Raw genomic sequence first — 15,699 nt, forward strand, 5'->3', positions numbered from 1 at the left:
GTTGCCGGGTGCGAGCCGCAGGGAGTACGGGCGTGAACAGGAACAGCGGGACCGCCGCACCCATGGCCCTTGGCGTGGTCGCCGCCGCCTGCTTCGCGTCCAGCTTCGTGCTCAACCGCGAGATGAGCGTGGCGGGCGGCTCCTGGCTGTGGACCGCGAGCCTGCGCTATCTGTTCATGCTGCCGCCGCTGGTCCTGCTCGTGTGGGTACGGGGCGGGCTGCCCGGTGTCGTACGGAGTCTGCGCGCCCGGCCCGGAACCTGGCTCGGCTGGTCGACCGTCGGGTTCGGACTGTTCTACGCGCCGCTCACCTGGGCCGGCCGGGAGGGCGCGGGCTGGCTGCTCGCGGCGACCTGGCAGCTGGTGATCGTCGCGGGCATCGTGATCGGCGGGCGGGTGCCGCGCCGCACCCTCGCGGTCTCGCTGCTCATCGTGGCCGGGGTCGCGCTCGCCCAGACCCAGAACGCCGACGGCCTGGACACGGGCTCGGTGGCCCGGGTCGTCGTGCCGGTCCTGGTCGCGGCCGTCGCCTACCCGCTCGGCAACCGGAGACTGCTCGGCCGCGACGGCCTCGACGGGGTGCAGCGCACGCTCGCCATGACGCTCGGCTCGCTGCCGCTGTGGGTGGCCCTGGCCGGCACGGCGGGCCTGCGCGTCGGCGCCCCGGGGCGGGACCAGGTGGTCCAGTGCCTGATCGTCGCGCTGGTGTCGGGGGTGGCGGCGACCACCCTGTTCTTCCGCGCCACCGACCTCGTACGGGACCGGCCGGCCGCGCTCGGCGCGGTGGAGGCGACCCAGGCCGCCGAGGTGCCCTTCACCCTGGCGGGCGAGGCCCTGGTGACCGGCGTCGCGACCCCGCCCCCGTCCGCCTGGGCGGGCCTCGCGCTCATCGTCGGCGGGCTCTGCCTGCACGCCCTGCACCGGCCGCCCGCGCGCACGGCCGCCGTTTCGGCCGGAGCCGTCCCGGCCCGTGCGGAAGTCCCGCCCCGTGCGGAAGTCCCCGCCCCTCGGCCGCCGTCGGCCCGAACTCCCTGAACATCCCGACGACTTGGGGCCGCGCGAGCGGCCCGCCACGGCCGTGGGCTACCCCTGGTCCGCCGTCGACGCGAGCTGCTCCGCGCGGTACGCGGCGGCCGTGCGCGACGCGTCGTAGCCGTCCGCGACGCCCTCGACGAGCACCACGTCGCCCGGGATGTGGTCGGCGCGCAGCGGTATGAGCTCCTGGTAGGCGGCTGAGTCGTACCAGGCGCGCGCCTCCTCGATACCCGGGAACCCGATGATCACCAGCGCCTCGGGCCACGCGCCCTCGCGGACCTCCAGGGGTGCGTTGTGCACCAGGAAGCGGCCGCCGAAGGGGTCCAGCGTGGCCTGGATGCGCTCCATGTAGACGAAGACCTGCTCGTCCAGGTGGGCGGGCGGGCGCAGGTTGCCGATGGCGTAAGCGGTCACGTTGTCCTCCGGGTGACGGTCTTCCGTGCGAACGCTCCGATCATGTCCCGGCCACTCTGGGGCGGTCGATTACCGCCGAGGTAAGGCAGGCATGCCGACGGCCCCGGAGGCGGGGGTTCCTCCGGGGCCGTCGGCGGGCACGGCCCGGGCGGTGTCGATCCGGCCCGGTCGGGGCCGTGCCGGACCGGCCTGGCCGGGGGGATCAGATCGTGGCGGTGTCGATCACGAAGCGGTAGCGCACGTCGCTGGCGAGCACCCGCGCGTACGCCTCGTTGATCTGGTCGGCGCGGATCAGCTCGATCTCCGCGCCCAGGCCGTGCTCGGCGCAGAAGTCGAGCATCTCCTGGGTCTCGGCGATGGAGCCGATCATCGAACCGGCCAGGATCTTGTTGCCGCCGATGAGGCCGAACATGTTGAGCGCGTTCGGCTCCTCGGGGGCGCCCACGTTGACGAACGCGCCGCCGGTCTTCAGGAGCGAGAGGTACGCGCCCAGGTCCAGCGGCGCGGACACGGTGGAGACGATGAGGTCGAGCGAGCCCGCGAGCCGCTTGAAGGTGTCCTCGTCGCTGGTCGCGTAGTAGTGGTCGGCGCCGAGCCGCAGGCCGTCGTCCTTCTTGCGCAGCGACTGGCTGAGCACGGTCACCTCGGCGCCCAGCGCGTGCGCGATCTTCACGCCCATGTGGCCGAGGCCGCCGAGCCCGAGGATGGCGACCTTCTTGCCGGGGCCCGCCTGCCAGCGCTTGAGCGGGGAGTACAGGGTGATCCCGGCGCACAGCAGCGGGGCCGCGACGTCCAGCGGGATGCTGTCGGGGATGCGCAGGGTGTGGTCGGCGTCCACGACGATGTGGGTGGAGTAGCCGCCGTAGGTGGGCAGCCCGTCCTTGCCGAGGGAGTTGTAGGTGGGGGTGCCGTTGGCGCAGAACTGGTTCTGCCCCGACGCGCAGGCCTCGCACACCCCGCAGGAGTCGACGAAGCAGCCCACTCCCGCGCGGTCACCGACCTGGAACCGGGTGACGGCGGAGCCGACCTCGGTGATCACACCGGCGATCTCGTGGCCCGGCACCATCGGGAAGATGGCCTGGCCCCAGCCCTCGTTGGCCTGGTGGATGTCGGAGTGGCAGATACCGGCGTACTTGATCTCGATGAGTACGTCGTTCGGGCCCACCGGACGGCGTTCGATGGTGGTGCGCTCCAGCGGAGCCTTGGCGGCGGGGGCGGCGTAGGCGGCGACGGTGGTCATTGCCGTTCTCCTCAGATCTTCGGGTACGCGCTCCAGCCTGCCCCGGTCGCCGTCCGCCACCCAGACCCCTGTTCTGCCTACGACCAGCGTGCGTACCACTGACAGGGTCAGGCTCGTGGTCGTACGACCAGGGCGGGGACCACGGATACTGGGGTGTCATGGACCAGCGCGCCGAACTCAGCGAATTCCTCCGCTCCCGCCGGGCCCGGCTGAAGCCCGAGGACGTGGGGCTGCCCGACCACGGGCGCCACCGCAGGGTGCCTGGGCTGCGCCGGGAGGAGCTGGCACAGCTGGCCGGCGTTTCGGTGGCGTACTACACGCGCCTGGAGCAGGGCAACGCGCAGAACGTGTCGGTGGAGGTCCTGGAGGCGATCGGGCGGGCGCTGCGCCTGAACGACACCGAGCAGAACCACCTCACCCACCTCGCCAAGGGCAAGGCGAAGAAGAAGCGCGCGTCGGCGGCCCGGGCGCACGAGTTCCGTCCGGCGCTCCAGCAGCTCATCGACGCGATGGAGGGCGTGCCCGCCTACCTCGTCGGGCCGCGCCTGGACATCCTCGCCTGGAACCGGATGGCGGCCGCGCTGCTCGGCGACCTGTCCCGGTTGCCCCCGCAGGAGCGGAACCTGGCGCGCCACGTCTTCCTGGACCCGGCGTCGCGTTCGCTGTACGTCGACTGGCACAACAAGGCCGTCGACGTGGTGAGCGTGCTGCGGCTGTGCGCGGGCTGCTATCCCGACGATCCCCAACTCACGGCGCTGATCGGGGAGTTGTCGGTCAAGAGCGAGGAGTTCCGCTCCATGTGGGCGGCGCACACCGTCGCCGACAAGGGCCACGGCGTGAAGCGGCTGCGCCATCCGGTGGTGGGCGAGCTGACACTGGCCTACGAGACGCTGAAGCTGCCGGACGCGCACGACCTGTCGCTGGTCACCTTCCACGCGGAGCCGGGCTCGGCGTCACAGGAGTCGCTGCGGCTGCTCGGCAGCTGGAGCGCCGAGCAGCCGGTGCGAGCGGCCTGAGGGCCCCGCGGGGGCCGTGAGGATCAGACGGCGGAGCCGGCCTTCCACTGGTCCCAGCTCATGTTCCAGCCGTTGAGGCCGTTGTCGGGCTGGACCGTCTTGTCGTGGGAGTTCTTGACGATGACGACGTCGCCGGTGATCGAGTTGTTGTAGAACCAGGCGGCCGAGGTGCCGTCGTCGCCCGCGCCCTTGGTGTCGGACAGGCCGACGCAGCCGTGGCTGGTGTTGGCGCTGCCGAAGATCGACTTGGCGCCCCAGTAGTTGCCGTGGATGAAGGTGCCGGAGGCCGACAGGCGCATGGCGTGCGGCACGTCCTTGATGTCGTACTCGCCCTTGCCGTCGTCGTCCGTGAAGCCGACCGTCGCACCGTTCATGCGGGTCTCCTTGTACTTCTCGGAGATCACCATCTGACCGTTGTAGGTCGGGTGCTCCGGGGAGCCCGCGGAGATCGGGATGGACTTCACGACCTTGCCGTCCTGGGTGACGGTCATGGTGTGGGTGTTCGCGTCCACGGTGGAGACCTGGTTGCGGCCGATCTTGAAGGTGACCGTCTTCTCCTGGACACCGGTGATGCCGTTGGAGGCCTCGACGCCGTCGAGGTCCATCTTCATGGTGACGGTCGAGTTCTCCTTCCAGTACTCCTGCGGGCGGAAGTCCAGGCGCTGGGAGCCGAACCAGTGCCCGACGACCTCCTGGCCGCTGCTGGAGGAGACGGTGATCTTGGCCTGGACGCCCTTCTTGTTGGTGATCGCCTTGTCGAAGTTGATCGACACCGGCATGCCGACACCGACGGTGGAGCCGTCCTCGGGCGTGAAGCTGCCTATGAAGCTGTTCTTCGGGGAGACGGTGGTGAAGGAGGCGTTCTCGTGCGCCTGGCGCCCCTTGGCGTCCGCCGCGGTCGCACTGATCTTGTACGTGGCCGAGCGCTTCAGCTGCTTGTCGGGCGCCCAGCTCAGCCCGTCGGCGGATATCTTCCCGGTGACCTTGTCGCCGTCGGCGGAGGTCAGCGTGACGTCGGTCAGCTTGCCCTGGGCGACGGTGACCTTGGTGTCGCTGTTGATGCCGACGTTGGTGGCGCCGTTCTTCGGCGTGATGGTGATCTTGGCGTCCGAGGTGTCCTTGGCCGCCGCCTTGTCGGCCGCCGCCTGCGCCGACGACGAGCTGTCGGCCTTGGCACCCTTGTCGCCGTCACCGTTGCAGGCAGAAAGGACCAGTACGCCGCCGAGCACCGCGCACGCCGCCGCGAGACCCTGCTTGCGCCGCTTACTCTCCGTCTTCACACGCTTCTCCATCGTCGCCGTCCCCCGAAAAGTCATCACGTCTAGAACATCAGACCGCTCGCCGTGGTTCCGCAGCGGGGGGTGAATGTGGGGCACACCACGCGCGGGCGGACGGGTGGGGCGGGACGGCACAAGATCACCGAAAGGGCGTCAGGCCCCTCCCGCCCCGCCCGGCCGCGCGCACCGGTCAGTCGAGCTCGGCCACCGCCCGTTCGCGGCGGCCCCGTTCACTCGTCGTCATTGCTGTCCTCCTCGTCCAGGTCCCATTCCTCGTCGTCGGGGTCGTAGCCGACCCGCTCGCTGCTCCAGGAGGCCTGGACCAGCTCCGCCCCCGGCAGCGCCTCCACGAGGTCCACGGGGTCCACGAGGTAGGCGAGGGCCTCCGCTCCGTCTTCCCGTACGGCCGCCTCGGCATGCGCGCGTTCCTCGGGCCGCATCGCCGGGTCCTCGGCGATGCGGCCGAGAGCGGCCGCCGCCAACTCGTCCGCGTCCTCGATCTCCAGGACCAAATCGACGCGGAGCCGCACATACCGTGATGTCTCTTCTTCGCTCATGCCAGGGAGCGTAGGGCTCAAGGCAACCTCGACTTTCCCGCGACCCGCTGCTTTCACTAGCATCAGCGCATCCCGCCAATTCGACGTACTCGCAAGGGGATCGCTCACTTGTCCGTCGCTCGTCGTCCCCTGCTCACCGCCACCGCGGCGGGCACCCTGCTCTGCGCCCTGTGGTTCGTCCCGTCCGCCAACGCGACGGACGAGCAACGCCCTTCGGCCACGCCCGCGCACTCCGCGTACCGGGCCGCCCCCGCCCCCTCCGAAGGCCCCGTCGCCCTCGCCGACACCGGCGGCGCGAACACCTCCCCCTATCTCGTCGGCGGCACCCTGTTCCTGGGGCTGGGGGCGGGGTTCGTGACGTACTCGGTCCGCCGCTCGCGGACCTGCTGACCTCGCCGCCCGTCGGTCGACTCACGCTCCGCACAAGGGAGTTGACGGTACGAAAGGGGCCGCCCGGGATGTGACATCCCGGGCGGCCCCTGCCGTGTCACGCGAACCGGTCAGGCGAGCGGACCCGTCACCGGCTCCACCGCGGCGACCAGCCTGCCCTCGCGCACGAACGCGTCGGCGGCGGCCAGGTCGGGGGCGAGGAAGCGGTCCGGGCCGGGGCCCTGGACACCGGCCGCGCGGGCCGCGGCGATGGCGGCCCGCGAGGCGGGCGCGGGGGTGAGGCCCTTGCGCAGCTCGATGCCGCGGGTCGCCGCGTACATCTCGACGGCGATGATCCTGGTCAGGTTGTCGACGGCGGTGCGCAGCTTGCGCGCGGCCGACCAGCCCATGGACACGTGGTCCTCCTGCATGGCGGAGGACGGGATGGAGTCGGCGGAGGCGGGCACCGCGAGCCGCTTCATCTCGCTGACCAAGGCGGCCTGCGTGTACTGGGCGATCATCAGGCCCGAGTCGACCCCGGCGTCGTCGGCGAGGAACGGCGGCAGGCCGTGGCTGCGGTTCTTGTCGAGGAGACGGTCGGTGCGGCGCTCGGTGATCGAGCCGAGGTCGGCGGCGGCGATCGCGAGGAAGTCGAGGACGTAGGCGACCGGGGCGCCGTGGAAGTTGCCGTTGGACTCGACGCGGCCGTCGGGCAGCACCACCGGGTTGTCGACCGCGGAGGCCAGCTCGCGCTCGGCGACGGTCAGGGCGTACGCGATCGTGTCGCGGCCCGCGCCGTTGACCTGCGGGGCGCAGCGCACCGAGTACGCGTCCTGGACGCGGGGCGCCTCTTCCTCCTGGAAGTGGCCGGTCAGGCCCGAACCCTTGAGCACCGCCAGCATGTTGGCGGCCGAGGCGCCCTGGCCGGGGTGCGGCCGGATGGCGTGCAGTTCGGGGGCGAGCACCTTCTCGGTGCCGAGCAGCGCTTCGAGGGAGAGCGCCGCGGTGATGTCGGCCGAGGTGTAGAGCTTCTTCAGGTCGGCGATGGCCATGCAGAGCATGCCGAGCATGCCGTCGGTGCCGTTGAGGAGGGCCAGGCCCTCCTTCTCGCGCAGCTCGACGGGGGTGATCCCGGCAGCGGCGAGCAGCTCGCCGGCGGGCTTCACGACCCCGTCGGGGCCCTCGGCGTCGCCCTCGCCCATGAGCGTCAGGGCGCAGTGGGACAGCGGCGCGAGGTCGCCCGAGCAGCCGAGCGAGCCGTACTCGTGGACGACCGGCGTGATGCCCGCGTTGAGCACGTCGGCCATGGTCTGCGCGACCGACGGACGTACGCCGGTGTGCCCGGAGGCCACGGTCTTCAGGCGCAGGAACATGAGCGCGCGGACGACCTCGCGCTCCACCCGCGGGCCCATGCCGGCCGCGTGCGAGCGCACGATGTTGCGCTGGAGCTGGGCGCGGAGGTCGGGGCTGATGTGCCGGGAGGCGAGGGCACCGAAGCCGGTGGAGACGCCGTACACCGGCTCCGGCTTGGCTGCCAGCGCGTCGACGATCTCGCGGGCCCTGGCCAGCGCGGCGAGCGCCTCGGCGGAGAGCTCGACCTTCGCGTTGCCGCGGGCCACGGCGATGACGTCCTCGGGGGTGGTCCCGGAGGTCCCCACCACGACAGTGTGCATATCCATATTCAGCACCCTACGGATTGAATCCCGTCATGTCACTAGCGGAGCGACGGTTGGCTCCTTACCCCACCCCTGGGGCTCCGCCCCAGCCCCCGTTTCGCGCCTGAACGGCGCTCGTCCTCAAACGCCGGACGGGCTGAAGATGCCAGCACTGGGCCGCACCAGTACCGCCAGGGGCGCGGGGAACGGCGCGAGGAAGCGGGCACGGTCCGCAGAACGGAGAGGGGTTGGGGGCGCGGGGAACTGCGCGAGAAGCGACCACGGCCCGCAGACCGAAAGGGGGTTTTAGGGGCGCGGGGAACTGCGCGAGACGCGGGGACGGCCCGCAGACGGAAGCGGGTGAAGGGGCGCGGGGGACCGGGACGTCAGCCGCGGCCGCGGAAGCGGCGGCGGTCGTGCGGAGGCGAGGGCGGGTTTTCGGCGAGGCGGAGGACCGCCCCGTCCCGCCCCGCCACCACCGGCTTCGCCGACCGCGCGGCCTTCGCCCGGTACTGCGCCGCGTCGGCCAGGCGGAAGAGACGGCGGGCCGAGCGGACGGGCCCGATGGGGTCCCCCGTCGAGGCCACCCCGCACGCCACCCCCTCCCCCAGCTCCAACTCCCCCGCCCGCAGGCAGAGTTCCTCCCCCACGGCCACCACCTCGTCCGCGGCGGGCCCCACCGAGAGCAGGCAGAACTCGTCGCCGCCGAGCCGGGCCGCCAGCGCGCCCGGCAGCATCGCCCCGCACAGCGAGAGCACCGAGCCGAAGCGTTCCAGGAGCCGGTCGCCCACGGCGTGGCCCAGCGTGTCGTTGACCCGCTTGAGCCCGTTCAGATCGCAGACGACGAGGCTGACGACCGATGCGTCGACGCGGTGCCGCTCGATGGCCTCGTCCAGCCTCATGTCGACCGCGCGCCGGTTGGCGAGGCCCGTGAGCGGATCGGTGTAGGCGAGGCGGCGCACCTCTTCGAGGCGTTCGGTCTGCGCGATGCCGGCCGCCGCGACGGAGGCGAGCACGGTGGCGAAGTCCGCGTCGGCCGCGTCGAAGACGGGCGCCCCGAGCGGCCGTGCCACGTACAGCTCGCCCCAGGCCCGTCCGTGCAGCACGATCGGGGCGACCACGCAGCAGCCCCGGCCGCGCCTGCGCAGCGCGGTCACCCGCTCGTGGCAGTAGCCCGCCTCGCCCTCGGGCGGCGCGACGGCGGTCTCGACCCAGGCGTTGGGCTCGCCGCCGCCCGCCCACCGCTCGTGCAGGAACTCGGTGATCTCGGGGAACTGGTGCACCGGGTACGTCTCGTCGTCGGGGAACTCCTCCTCCCCGTGGGCCCGTTCGCCCTCGTTCACCAGCACCCGGAGGCGGCCGAGCTCGCGCTCCCACACCGAGAGCGCGGCGAAGTTCCCGCCGAGCGCGTCCCGCGCGCCGAGCGCCGCGGCGCGCCACGACTCGCGCGGCGTGTGTGCCGCGGCCATGGCCTGTGCCAGCGAAACCACGGCCCGCAGCCGGGCATCCTCTCCACCCATTCCTCCAGCTTAGGGAGGTTTAGGAGGTTTTGACCCACGGGACGCCGTCATGCGGCCGGACGGCAGCGGGCGCTTGGACCACCCGGATCACTCCCCGGGCCACTGCGGCTTCCGCTTCTCGTTGAACGCGGCGACTCCCTCCGCGCGGTCCCCGGAGAAGGCCACCGAACGCCATGCCGCGTCCTCGACCTCCAGGCCCGCCCGCAGGTCGAGGCCCTGGCCGAGCCGCATCGCCCGCTTCGCCGCGCGCAGCCCGACCGGCGAGTTGGCCGCCATGCGCCCGGCGAGCGCGAGCGCCTCGGTCCTGGCGTCCCCGGCCAGGACGTCGACGAGCCCCAACTCCCGCGCCTCCACGGCCTCGACGCGGCGCGCGGTGAAGACCAGCTCGGCCGCGCGGGCCGCCCCGACCCGGCGCGGCAGGAGCTGCGTACCGCCGCCGCCGGGGATGACGCCGACCGACACCTCGGGCAGGCCGACCACGGCGCTGGCGTCCGCCACGATCACATCGCAGGCCAGCGCCAGCTCGAAGCCGCCGCCGAGGGCGAAGCCGTGCACGGCGGCGACGGTGGGCATGGGCAGTTCGAGCACGCCGGTGTAGGCGGCGCGGGCGGTGGGGCGCTGGCGTACCAGCTCGGCGTCCGTGAGGGAGTTGCGCTCCTTCAGGTCGGCGCCGACGCAGAAGGCCCGGTCGTTCGTCGAGGTCACCACCGTGACCCGGGCGTCGGGGTCGGCGGCGAGCGCGTCGCAGGCGGCGGCGATGGAGCGGGCCATCTCCGTCGACACGGCGTTCATGGCCTTGGGCCGGTCGAGCACCAGCTCGGCGACATATCCCTCGCGCCGCACGACGACGAACTCCCCGAACCGCTGCTCAGCCATGGCAACCCCTCCGTTAACGAACGTTACGTCGGGAGCGATCCTAGGCTTCGCGCCGGTGCAGGAGCCAGGGCTCCACCACGCCGAGGCCGCGCACCGGGCGCTGCCACATGGGCTGGAGCGAGAAGCGGTACTTCGCCGGGGCGACCGGCTCCTCGGCCCCCTCCCCGGCCTTCCCCGCCTTCTCGGCGGCCAGGGCGTCCTGCGCGGCCTGCGCCTCGGAGACGGGGGCGTCGCCGGTGCGGGCCAGCTCCTCGGCGAACGCCCCGTCGACCAGGACGGCGTCCTTCGGGGCTATCGAGGTGAGCCGGCTGGCGAGGTTCACGGTGGTGCCGAACACGTCGCCCATGCGGGTCGTGACGGTGCCGAACGCGATGCCCACGCGCAGCGCGGGCATCGTCTCGTCCCCGGCCATCGTCTCGATGAGCCGCAGCGAGATCTCGGCGGCGGTGCCCGCGTCGTCGGCGGCGAACAAGACCTCGTCGCCCAGCGTCTTGATGAGCCGCCCGCCGTGGGCCGCGACGAGGTCGGCCGCGGTCGTCTCGAAGGCCTCGACGAGCTCGCCGAGCTCCTCCTCCTCAAGGCGCCGGGTGAGCCGGGTGAACCCGACGAGGTCGGCGAAGCCCACCGCGAGGCGGCGGTCCACCATCTCCTCGTCGTCGGCGGCCTGCACCACGCGCCCGGTGGCGGCGGCCAGCTGGCGCCGCCACACGTACACGAGGAACTCCTCCAGCTCGGGCAGCAGCAGCTCGACCAGCGGGTACGTGACCTCCGTACGCGTCATGCCCGGCTCGGGGGGTTCGGTCAGGCCCTCCAGAAAAGAATCAATCTGCCATTCGGCCAGCCGGGCGGTGGTCTGCCCCGTGGAGCGCGCGACCTGCACCGCCATCGGCTCGCTGAGCAGGCCCGCCTCGACCAGGCCGGCGAGCCGCCGCAGGGCCAGCACGTCGGCCTCGGTCAGCGCCTTGGCCTGCCCGATGTCGGCGAACCCCATGGCCCGCCAGAACCGGGACGCCAGCTCCATCGAGACGCCCGCCGTACGCGCCGCCTGGAAGGGGGTGTAGCGCCGGTCCGCGCCGAGGATCAGCTGTTCGAGACGGATGGCGAGCGGGTCGTCGGTGGGCTCGGCGGTGTGGTCGACGGCGTGGTGCGGCGTCGGGTACGCCGAGGCCGGGGCGTCCGAAGGGGTGCCGGAGGCGCCTTTGGAGCTGCCGCCGCCACCGGTACCCGCGCCCGCCCCGGACCGTGTCTCGTCGACGGTCACCGGCCGCCTCCTGCCCGTTGCCTGCGCACTGCCCTGCCGATCTGTCGCTGGATCGGGCTCAACGATACGGCAGGTGTGCCGTAGCTCACGTCTCCTCCCCCTGGCGGGGGCACCTCCCCCGGCCACGCGGCGGGCGCGGCCCGGTGGGCCGGGCCTCCCGGCGCGGTGAGGCGGGCGCCCGTCACCCGGCGCGCAGGTGCACGATGTCCCCCGCCGCCACCGGACGCCGGACGCCCTCCTCCGTGGCCAGGACCAGGCGCCCGTCTCCGTCCACCGCGACCGCCTCACCCCGTACCGACTGCCCCCCGGGCAGCTCCGCACGCACCGCGCGGCCCAGCGTCGCGCAGCCCGCCGCGTACGCCTCCTGGAGGCCGGACGCCGCCGGGTCGCCCGCGGCCTCGCGCCATGTGCCGTACCACTGCTCCAGGGAGCGCAGCACCGCCCGCAGCAGGGTGTCGCGGTCCGTGGAGACGGCGCCGGCGAGCGCGAGGGAGCCCGCGCCGGGCACGGGGAGCTCGTCGGCGCGCAGCGTCACATTGAGGCCGATGCCCACCACGACGCCCTCCGCGCCCGCCCGCTCGGCGAGGATGCCGCCCGCCTTGCGCTCCTCGGCACCCACCGTGACCAGGAGGTCGTTGGGCCACTTCAGCGCCGTGTCGACGCCCGCCGCCCGCGCGAGCCCCGTCGCCACCGCGACCCCGGTGAGCAGCGGCAGCCACCCCCACCGCTCCACCGGGACCGACGCGCCGGGCTTGAGCAGGACGGAGAAGAACAGCCCGGAGCGGGCCGGAGCCGACCAGCGCCGGTCCAGCCGCCCGCGCCCCGCGGTCTGCTCCTCGGCGACCAGGACCGCTCCCTCGTCGAGCCCGTCCGCCTTGGCCGCGAGGTCGGAGTTGGTGGAGCCGGTCGCGGTGACCACGTCGAGGGACGTCCACAGGGCGTCCGGCCGCAGCAGGGCGCGGCGCAACGCGGTGGTGTTCAGGGGCGGCCGGTCGAGGTCGGACCAGCGGCTGTCGGAAGCGTCCGGGGGTGTCATGCAGCCAGGTTAGGCCGCAATTGCAAGCCGCCCCGGGTGTGGCAAACGCCGCACTGCCGAACCGTATCCGCGCCACTACCCTACGAGTCAGTAGCCACCACCCCCGTGACCAGGCAGGGAGCCGCATCCCGATGTCCGAGCCGGAAAACGCCCAGAGCGACGCCACCGTCGACATCCACACCACCGCCGGAAAGCTCGCGGACCTTCAGCGTCGTATCGACGAGGCGACCCACGCCGGCTCCGCGCGCGCGATCGAAAAGCAGCACGCCAAGGGCAAGTTGACGGCCCGTGAGCGGGTCGAGCTCCTGTTGGACGAGGGCTCGTTCGTGGAGCTCGACGAGTTCGCCCGGCACCGCTCCACCAACTTCGGGATCGAGAAGAACCGCCCGTACGGCGACGGCGTGGTCACCGGGTACGGGACCGTCGACGGGCGCCCGGTGTGCGTCTACTCGCAGGACTTCACCATCTTCGGCGGGTCGCTGGGCGAGGTGTACGGCGAGAAGATCGTGAAGGTCATGGACTTCGCGATGAAGACCGGCTGCCCGGTCATCGGCATCAACGACGGCGGCGGCGCCCGCATCCAGGAGGGCGTGGTCGCGCTCGGCCTGTTCGCCGAGATCTTCCGCCGCAACGTGCACGCCTCCGGCGTGGTCCCGCAGATCTCGCTGATCGTCGGCCCGTGCGCGGGCGGCGCGGTGTACTCCCCCGCGATCACCGACTTCACGGTGATGGTCGACCAGACCTCGCACATGTTCATCACCGGGCCCGACGTCATCAAGACCGTCACCGGCGAGGACGTGGGCTTCGAGGAGCTGGGCGGCGCCCGCACCCACAACACCACCTCGGGCGTCGCCCACCACATGGCGGGCGACGAGAAGGACGCCATCGAGTACGTCAAGTCCCTGCTGTCGTACCTGCCGTCGAACAACCTCAGCGAGCCCCCGGCCTTCCCCGAGGAGGCCGACCTGGAGACCTCGGACGAGGACCGCGAGCTGGACGTGCTCATCCCGGACTCGGCGAACCAGCCGTACGACATGCACACGGCGATCGAACACGTCCTGGACGACGGCGAGTTCCTGGAGACACAGGCCCTGTTCGCGCCGAACATCATCACCGGCTTCGGCCGCGTGGAGGGCTACCCGGTCGGCATCGTCGCCAACCAGCCGATGCAGTTCGCCGGTTGCCTCGACATCAACGCCTCCGAGAAGGCCGCGCGGTTCGTGCGCACCTGCGACGCCTTCAACGTGCCGGTGCTGACCTTCGTGGACGTGCCGGGCTTCCTGCCGGGCGTGGACCAGGAGTACGGCGGCATCATCCGCCGCGGCGCCAAGCTGATCTACGCGTACGCCGAGGCGACGGTCCCGCTGATCACCGTCATCACGCGCAAGGCGTTCGGCGGCGCCTACGACGTCATGGGCTCCAAGCACCTGGGCGCCGACCTCAACCTGGCCTGGCCAACCGCCCAGATCGCGGTGATGGGCGCGCAGGGCGCGGTGAACATCCTGCACCGCCGCACGATCGCCGCCGTCACGGACCCCGAGGAGGCCGAGGCGACCCGCACCGAGCTGATCGCGGACTACGAGGACACCCTGCTCAACCCGTACATCGCGGCCGAGCGCGGCTACGTGGACGCGGTGATCATGCCGTCCGAGACCCGCGCCCACATCGTGCGGGGCCTGCGTCAGCTGCGGACGAAGCGGGAATCCCTCCCTCCGAAGAAGCACGGCAACATCCCCCTCTAGCCACCCCGCAAGGAGCCGCTGTGATCAAGGTCGTACGGGGCAATCCGACCCCGGAGGAGCTGGCCGCCGCCCTGGCGGTGGTCCAGGCGCGCGCCGCGGCGACGGCTTCGGCCGCACCCGGCGCGCCGCAGCCGCCCGAGGGCTGGTCCGACCCGGCGCGGATAGCCCGGCGTGCGCTGCCGAGCCCGGGAGCGCGGTCCTGGGCCAGGTCGTACTGGCCGGCCTAGCCTGACCGTGGATGGGCGGACCCCGCACGCGAGGGGTCCGGCCATGCACGTGCGTCCGCCTCACAGGACCCCGGCCAGCACCTCCGCCATGACCCGGTACCCCGCGTCGTTGGGGTGCAGCGCGTCGCCCGAGTCGTAGGCCGCCGCGAGCCGGTCGGGGTCGCTCTTCGAGGCGAGCGCCTTGTCGAAGTCGACGACGGCGTCGAACGCGCCGGAGGTCCGGATCCAGTCGTTGACCTCGTCGCTGACCCGCGCCGCGTGCGCGCCCCAGTGGTCGGACCCCTTCAGCGGAAGCAGCGTGGCCCCCACGACCCGGAGCCCACCGCCGTGCGCCTGACGGATCAACTCCCGGTATCCGGCGACGAGTTGGGCGGTGGAGACGACCGGAGCGGGCTGGTAAGTGGGCTGCGGCCTCGGCCCCCTCTGGGCCTCGCTGAAGCCGATGTCGTTGACTCCTTCGAGGACGACGACGGTGGAGGCGCCGGGCTGGTCGAGCACGTCCCGCCCGAAGCGCGCGGCCGACCGCTCGCCGTACCAGGCCGAGTCGTTGAGCAGGAGGTTGCCCCCGATGCCCGCGTTGAGGACCGGCCGACCGGTGCGTTCGGCCAGCGCGTCGGAGTAGCGCCGGTTGGCGCCCGGGGTGGAGCCGAAGCCGTCCGTGAGGGAGTCCCCGAACAGGACGATGCCGCTTCCCCTGGTCCGGCCGCCGACCTCGACACCGGAGAGGTAGTACCAGGACCGGCTCGACCCGGTGAAGGCGCGGCCCGACGGGTCGGCGCGGTGATCGCCCTCGGCCCGGTAGGTGTCGGCGAAACCCTGGGCGTGGAAGGTGGCGGGCCCGGTCGTCCCGGCGAAGTAGAGCGTGACGGTGACCGACTCCAGCCTCCGCACGCCGAGCGCGGCGGCGTCGCTGCGCAGCTCGCCGTGGGCCGGAATGTCCACCGACCTGCTGCCGCCGAAGGTCAACTCCCTCACGGAGCCGGGCTCCACGTCCGCCCCCTTCCCCGCTCTGGCGACGGTGGCGCCGGTGAGGGCGAGCGGTGAGGTGCCGTACGCGTTGGAGAGCCGGATCCGGATCCGGTCGCCCCCTTCGGTGACGCGCACGACCTGGCGCACGCTCTGCCGCGAGAAACCCTCCTGCGACCAGTTGGGCGTGAACCCCGTGGCGGCGAGCTGCGGGGACGCGGCCCAGGCGGCGCCCCACGCGAGAGGCCGCGCGGAGGAGGGCTGCGCCCCGGCGAGCAGCGCCAGGGCCGCGGCCCCGGCGGCGAGCGGCACGGCGGCCCGGCGACCTGCCGCGCGGACGGACACACTCCTCGGCCTGTTCACGGATTCCCTCATGGCGGCTCTCCCCTGTTCCTTCCGCGAACCGTTGACGACCACCATTAACGGTTCGCTGGTTCCGTTAGCTCGGACAGTAGCAGGCCCGGCCGACTAACGGAACCCGGAGACCTTTTGGCGGGCCGGGGAGCAAA

The 15,699-nt window shown here is 72.5% G+C and carries 15 protein-coding genes; 5 read left to right on the forward strand and 10 right to left on the reverse strand.

Annotation, left to right across the window (positions count from 1 at the left end; translation table 11 throughout):
* The first annotated feature begins 32 nt into the window (after positions 1–32).
* Positions 33–1,034 (forward strand): multidrug resistance efflux transporter family protein, encoded by a 1,002-nt coding sequence (locus tag DT019_RS13345; protein ID WP_223279474.1) that lies wholly within the window; start codon positions 33–35, stop codon positions 1,032–1,034.
* A gap of 48 nt (positions 1,035–1,082) precedes the next feature.
* On the opposite strand, the gene DT019_RS13350 is transcribed toward DT019_RS13345, so the two are convergent.
* Both DT019_RS13350 and DT019_RS13355 read right to left on the reverse strand, forming a co-directional pair.
* The gene (locus tag DT019_RS13350; protein ID WP_114037005.1) at positions 1,083–1,448 is read right to left on the reverse strand and encodes a DUF1330 domain-containing protein; all 366 of its coding nucleotides are present in this window, start codon (positions 1,446–1,448) and stop codon (positions 1,083–1,085) included.
* A gap of 202 nt (positions 1,449–1,650) precedes the next feature.
* The gene (locus DT019_RS13355) at positions 1,651–2,688 is read right to left on the reverse strand and encodes an NAD(P)-dependent alcohol dehydrogenase (RefSeq protein WP_114037006.1); all 1,038 of its coding nucleotides are present in this window, start codon (positions 2,686–2,688) and stop codon (positions 1,651–1,653) included.
* A 158-nt stretch (positions 2,689–2,846) separates the two neighbouring features.
* Here DT019_RS13355 and DT019_RS13360 point away from each other — a divergent pair, with 158 nt between their 5' ends.
* Positions 2,847–3,704, forward strand: a complete 858-nt coding sequence (locus DT019_RS13360) for a helix-turn-helix domain-containing protein (RefSeq protein ID WP_114037007.1) — start codon at positions 2,847–2,849, stop codon at positions 3,702–3,704.
* 23 nt (positions 3,705–3,727) lie between these two features.
* Here the strand turns inward: DT019_RS13360 and DT019_RS13365 are convergent, their stop codons facing one another.
* Positions 3,728–4,996 (reverse strand): Ig-like domain-containing protein, encoded by a 1,269-nt coding sequence (locus DT019_RS13365; RefSeq protein WP_114037008.1) that lies wholly within the window; start codon positions 4,994–4,996, stop codon positions 3,728–3,730.
* 215 nt (positions 4,997–5,211) lie between these two features.
* Positions 5,212–5,538, reverse strand: coding sequence for a hypothetical protein (locus tag DT019_RS13370; RefSeq protein WP_114037009.1), 327 nt, complete (start codon positions 5,536–5,538; stop codon positions 5,212–5,214).
* 108 nt (positions 5,539–5,646) lie between these two features.
* Here DT019_RS13370 and DT019_RS13375 point away from each other — a divergent pair, with 108 nt between their 5' ends.
* Positions 5,647–5,928: an LPXTG cell wall anchor domain-containing protein gene (locus tag DT019_RS13375; protein ID WP_114037010.1), complete on the forward strand. Its 282-nt coding sequence runs from the start codon at positions 5,647–5,649 to the stop codon at positions 5,926–5,928.
* Positions 5,929–6,038: 110 nt separating this feature from the next.
* Here the strand turns inward: DT019_RS13375 and hutH are convergent, their stop codons facing one another.
* From hutH to DT019_RS13400, 5 genes are all read right to left on the reverse strand, one after another.
* Positions 6,039–7,580 (reverse strand): histidine ammonia-lyase, encoded by a 1,542-nt coding sequence (gene hutH, locus DT019_RS13380; protein WP_114037011.1) that lies wholly within the window; start codon positions 7,578–7,580, stop codon positions 6,039–6,041.
* A gap of 368 nt (positions 7,581–7,948) precedes the next feature.
* A complete protein-coding gene (locus DT019_RS13385; RefSeq protein WP_114037012.1) occupies positions 7,949–9,082 on the reverse strand; it encodes a sensor domain-containing diguanylate cyclase in 1,134 nt (377 codons plus the stop codon).
* Positions 9,083–9,169: 87 nt separating this feature from the next.
* The gene (locus DT019_RS13390; RefSeq protein ID WP_114037013.1) at positions 9,170–9,958 is read right to left on the reverse strand and encodes an enoyl-CoA hydratase/isomerase family protein; all 789 of its coding nucleotides are present in this window, start codon (positions 9,956–9,958) and stop codon (positions 9,170–9,172) included.
* Between the two features lie 40 nt (positions 9,959–9,998).
* The gene (locus DT019_RS13395) at positions 9,999–11,219 is read right to left on the reverse strand and encodes an adenylate/guanylate cyclase domain-containing protein (protein ID WP_114037014.1); all 1,221 of its coding nucleotides are present in this window, start codon (positions 11,217–11,219) and stop codon (positions 9,999–10,001) included.
* A gap of 181 nt (positions 11,220–11,400) precedes the next feature.
* Complete coding sequence (locus DT019_RS13400; RefSeq protein WP_114037015.1) at positions 11,401–12,255, reverse strand: biotin--[acetyl-CoA-carboxylase] ligase; 855 nt, start codon at positions 12,253–12,255, stop codon at positions 11,401–11,403.
* A 131-nt stretch (positions 12,256–12,386) separates the two neighbouring features.
* Between DT019_RS13400 and DT019_RS13405 the strand changes: the two genes are divergently transcribed.
* Together DT019_RS13405 and DT019_RS13410 are read left to right on the forward strand one after the other, a co-directional pair.
* Complete coding sequence (locus DT019_RS13405) at positions 12,387–13,997, forward strand: acyl-CoA carboxylase subunit beta (protein WP_114037016.1); 1,611 nt, start codon at positions 12,387–12,389, stop codon at positions 13,995–13,997.
* Positions 13,998–14,017: 20 nt separating this feature from the next.
* A complete protein-coding gene (locus DT019_RS13410) occupies positions 14,018–14,224 on the forward strand; it encodes an acyl-CoA carboxylase epsilon subunit (RefSeq protein ID WP_114037017.1) in 207 nt (68 codons plus the stop codon).
* A gap of 60 nt (positions 14,225–14,284) precedes the next feature.
* On the opposite strand, the gene DT019_RS13415 is transcribed toward DT019_RS13410, so the two are convergent.
* Positions 14,285–15,565: an SGNH/GDSL hydrolase family protein gene (locus tag DT019_RS13415; RefSeq protein ID WP_114037251.1), complete on the reverse strand. Its 1,281-nt coding sequence runs from the start codon at positions 15,563–15,565 to the stop codon at positions 14,285–14,287.
* Positions 15,566–15,699 lie beyond the last annotated feature (134 nt).

It is taken from the genome of Streptomyces sp. SDr-06 (genome assembly GCF_003324565.1).
Lineage (GTDB): Bacteria > Actinomycetota > Actinomycetes > Streptomycetales > Streptomycetaceae > Streptomyces.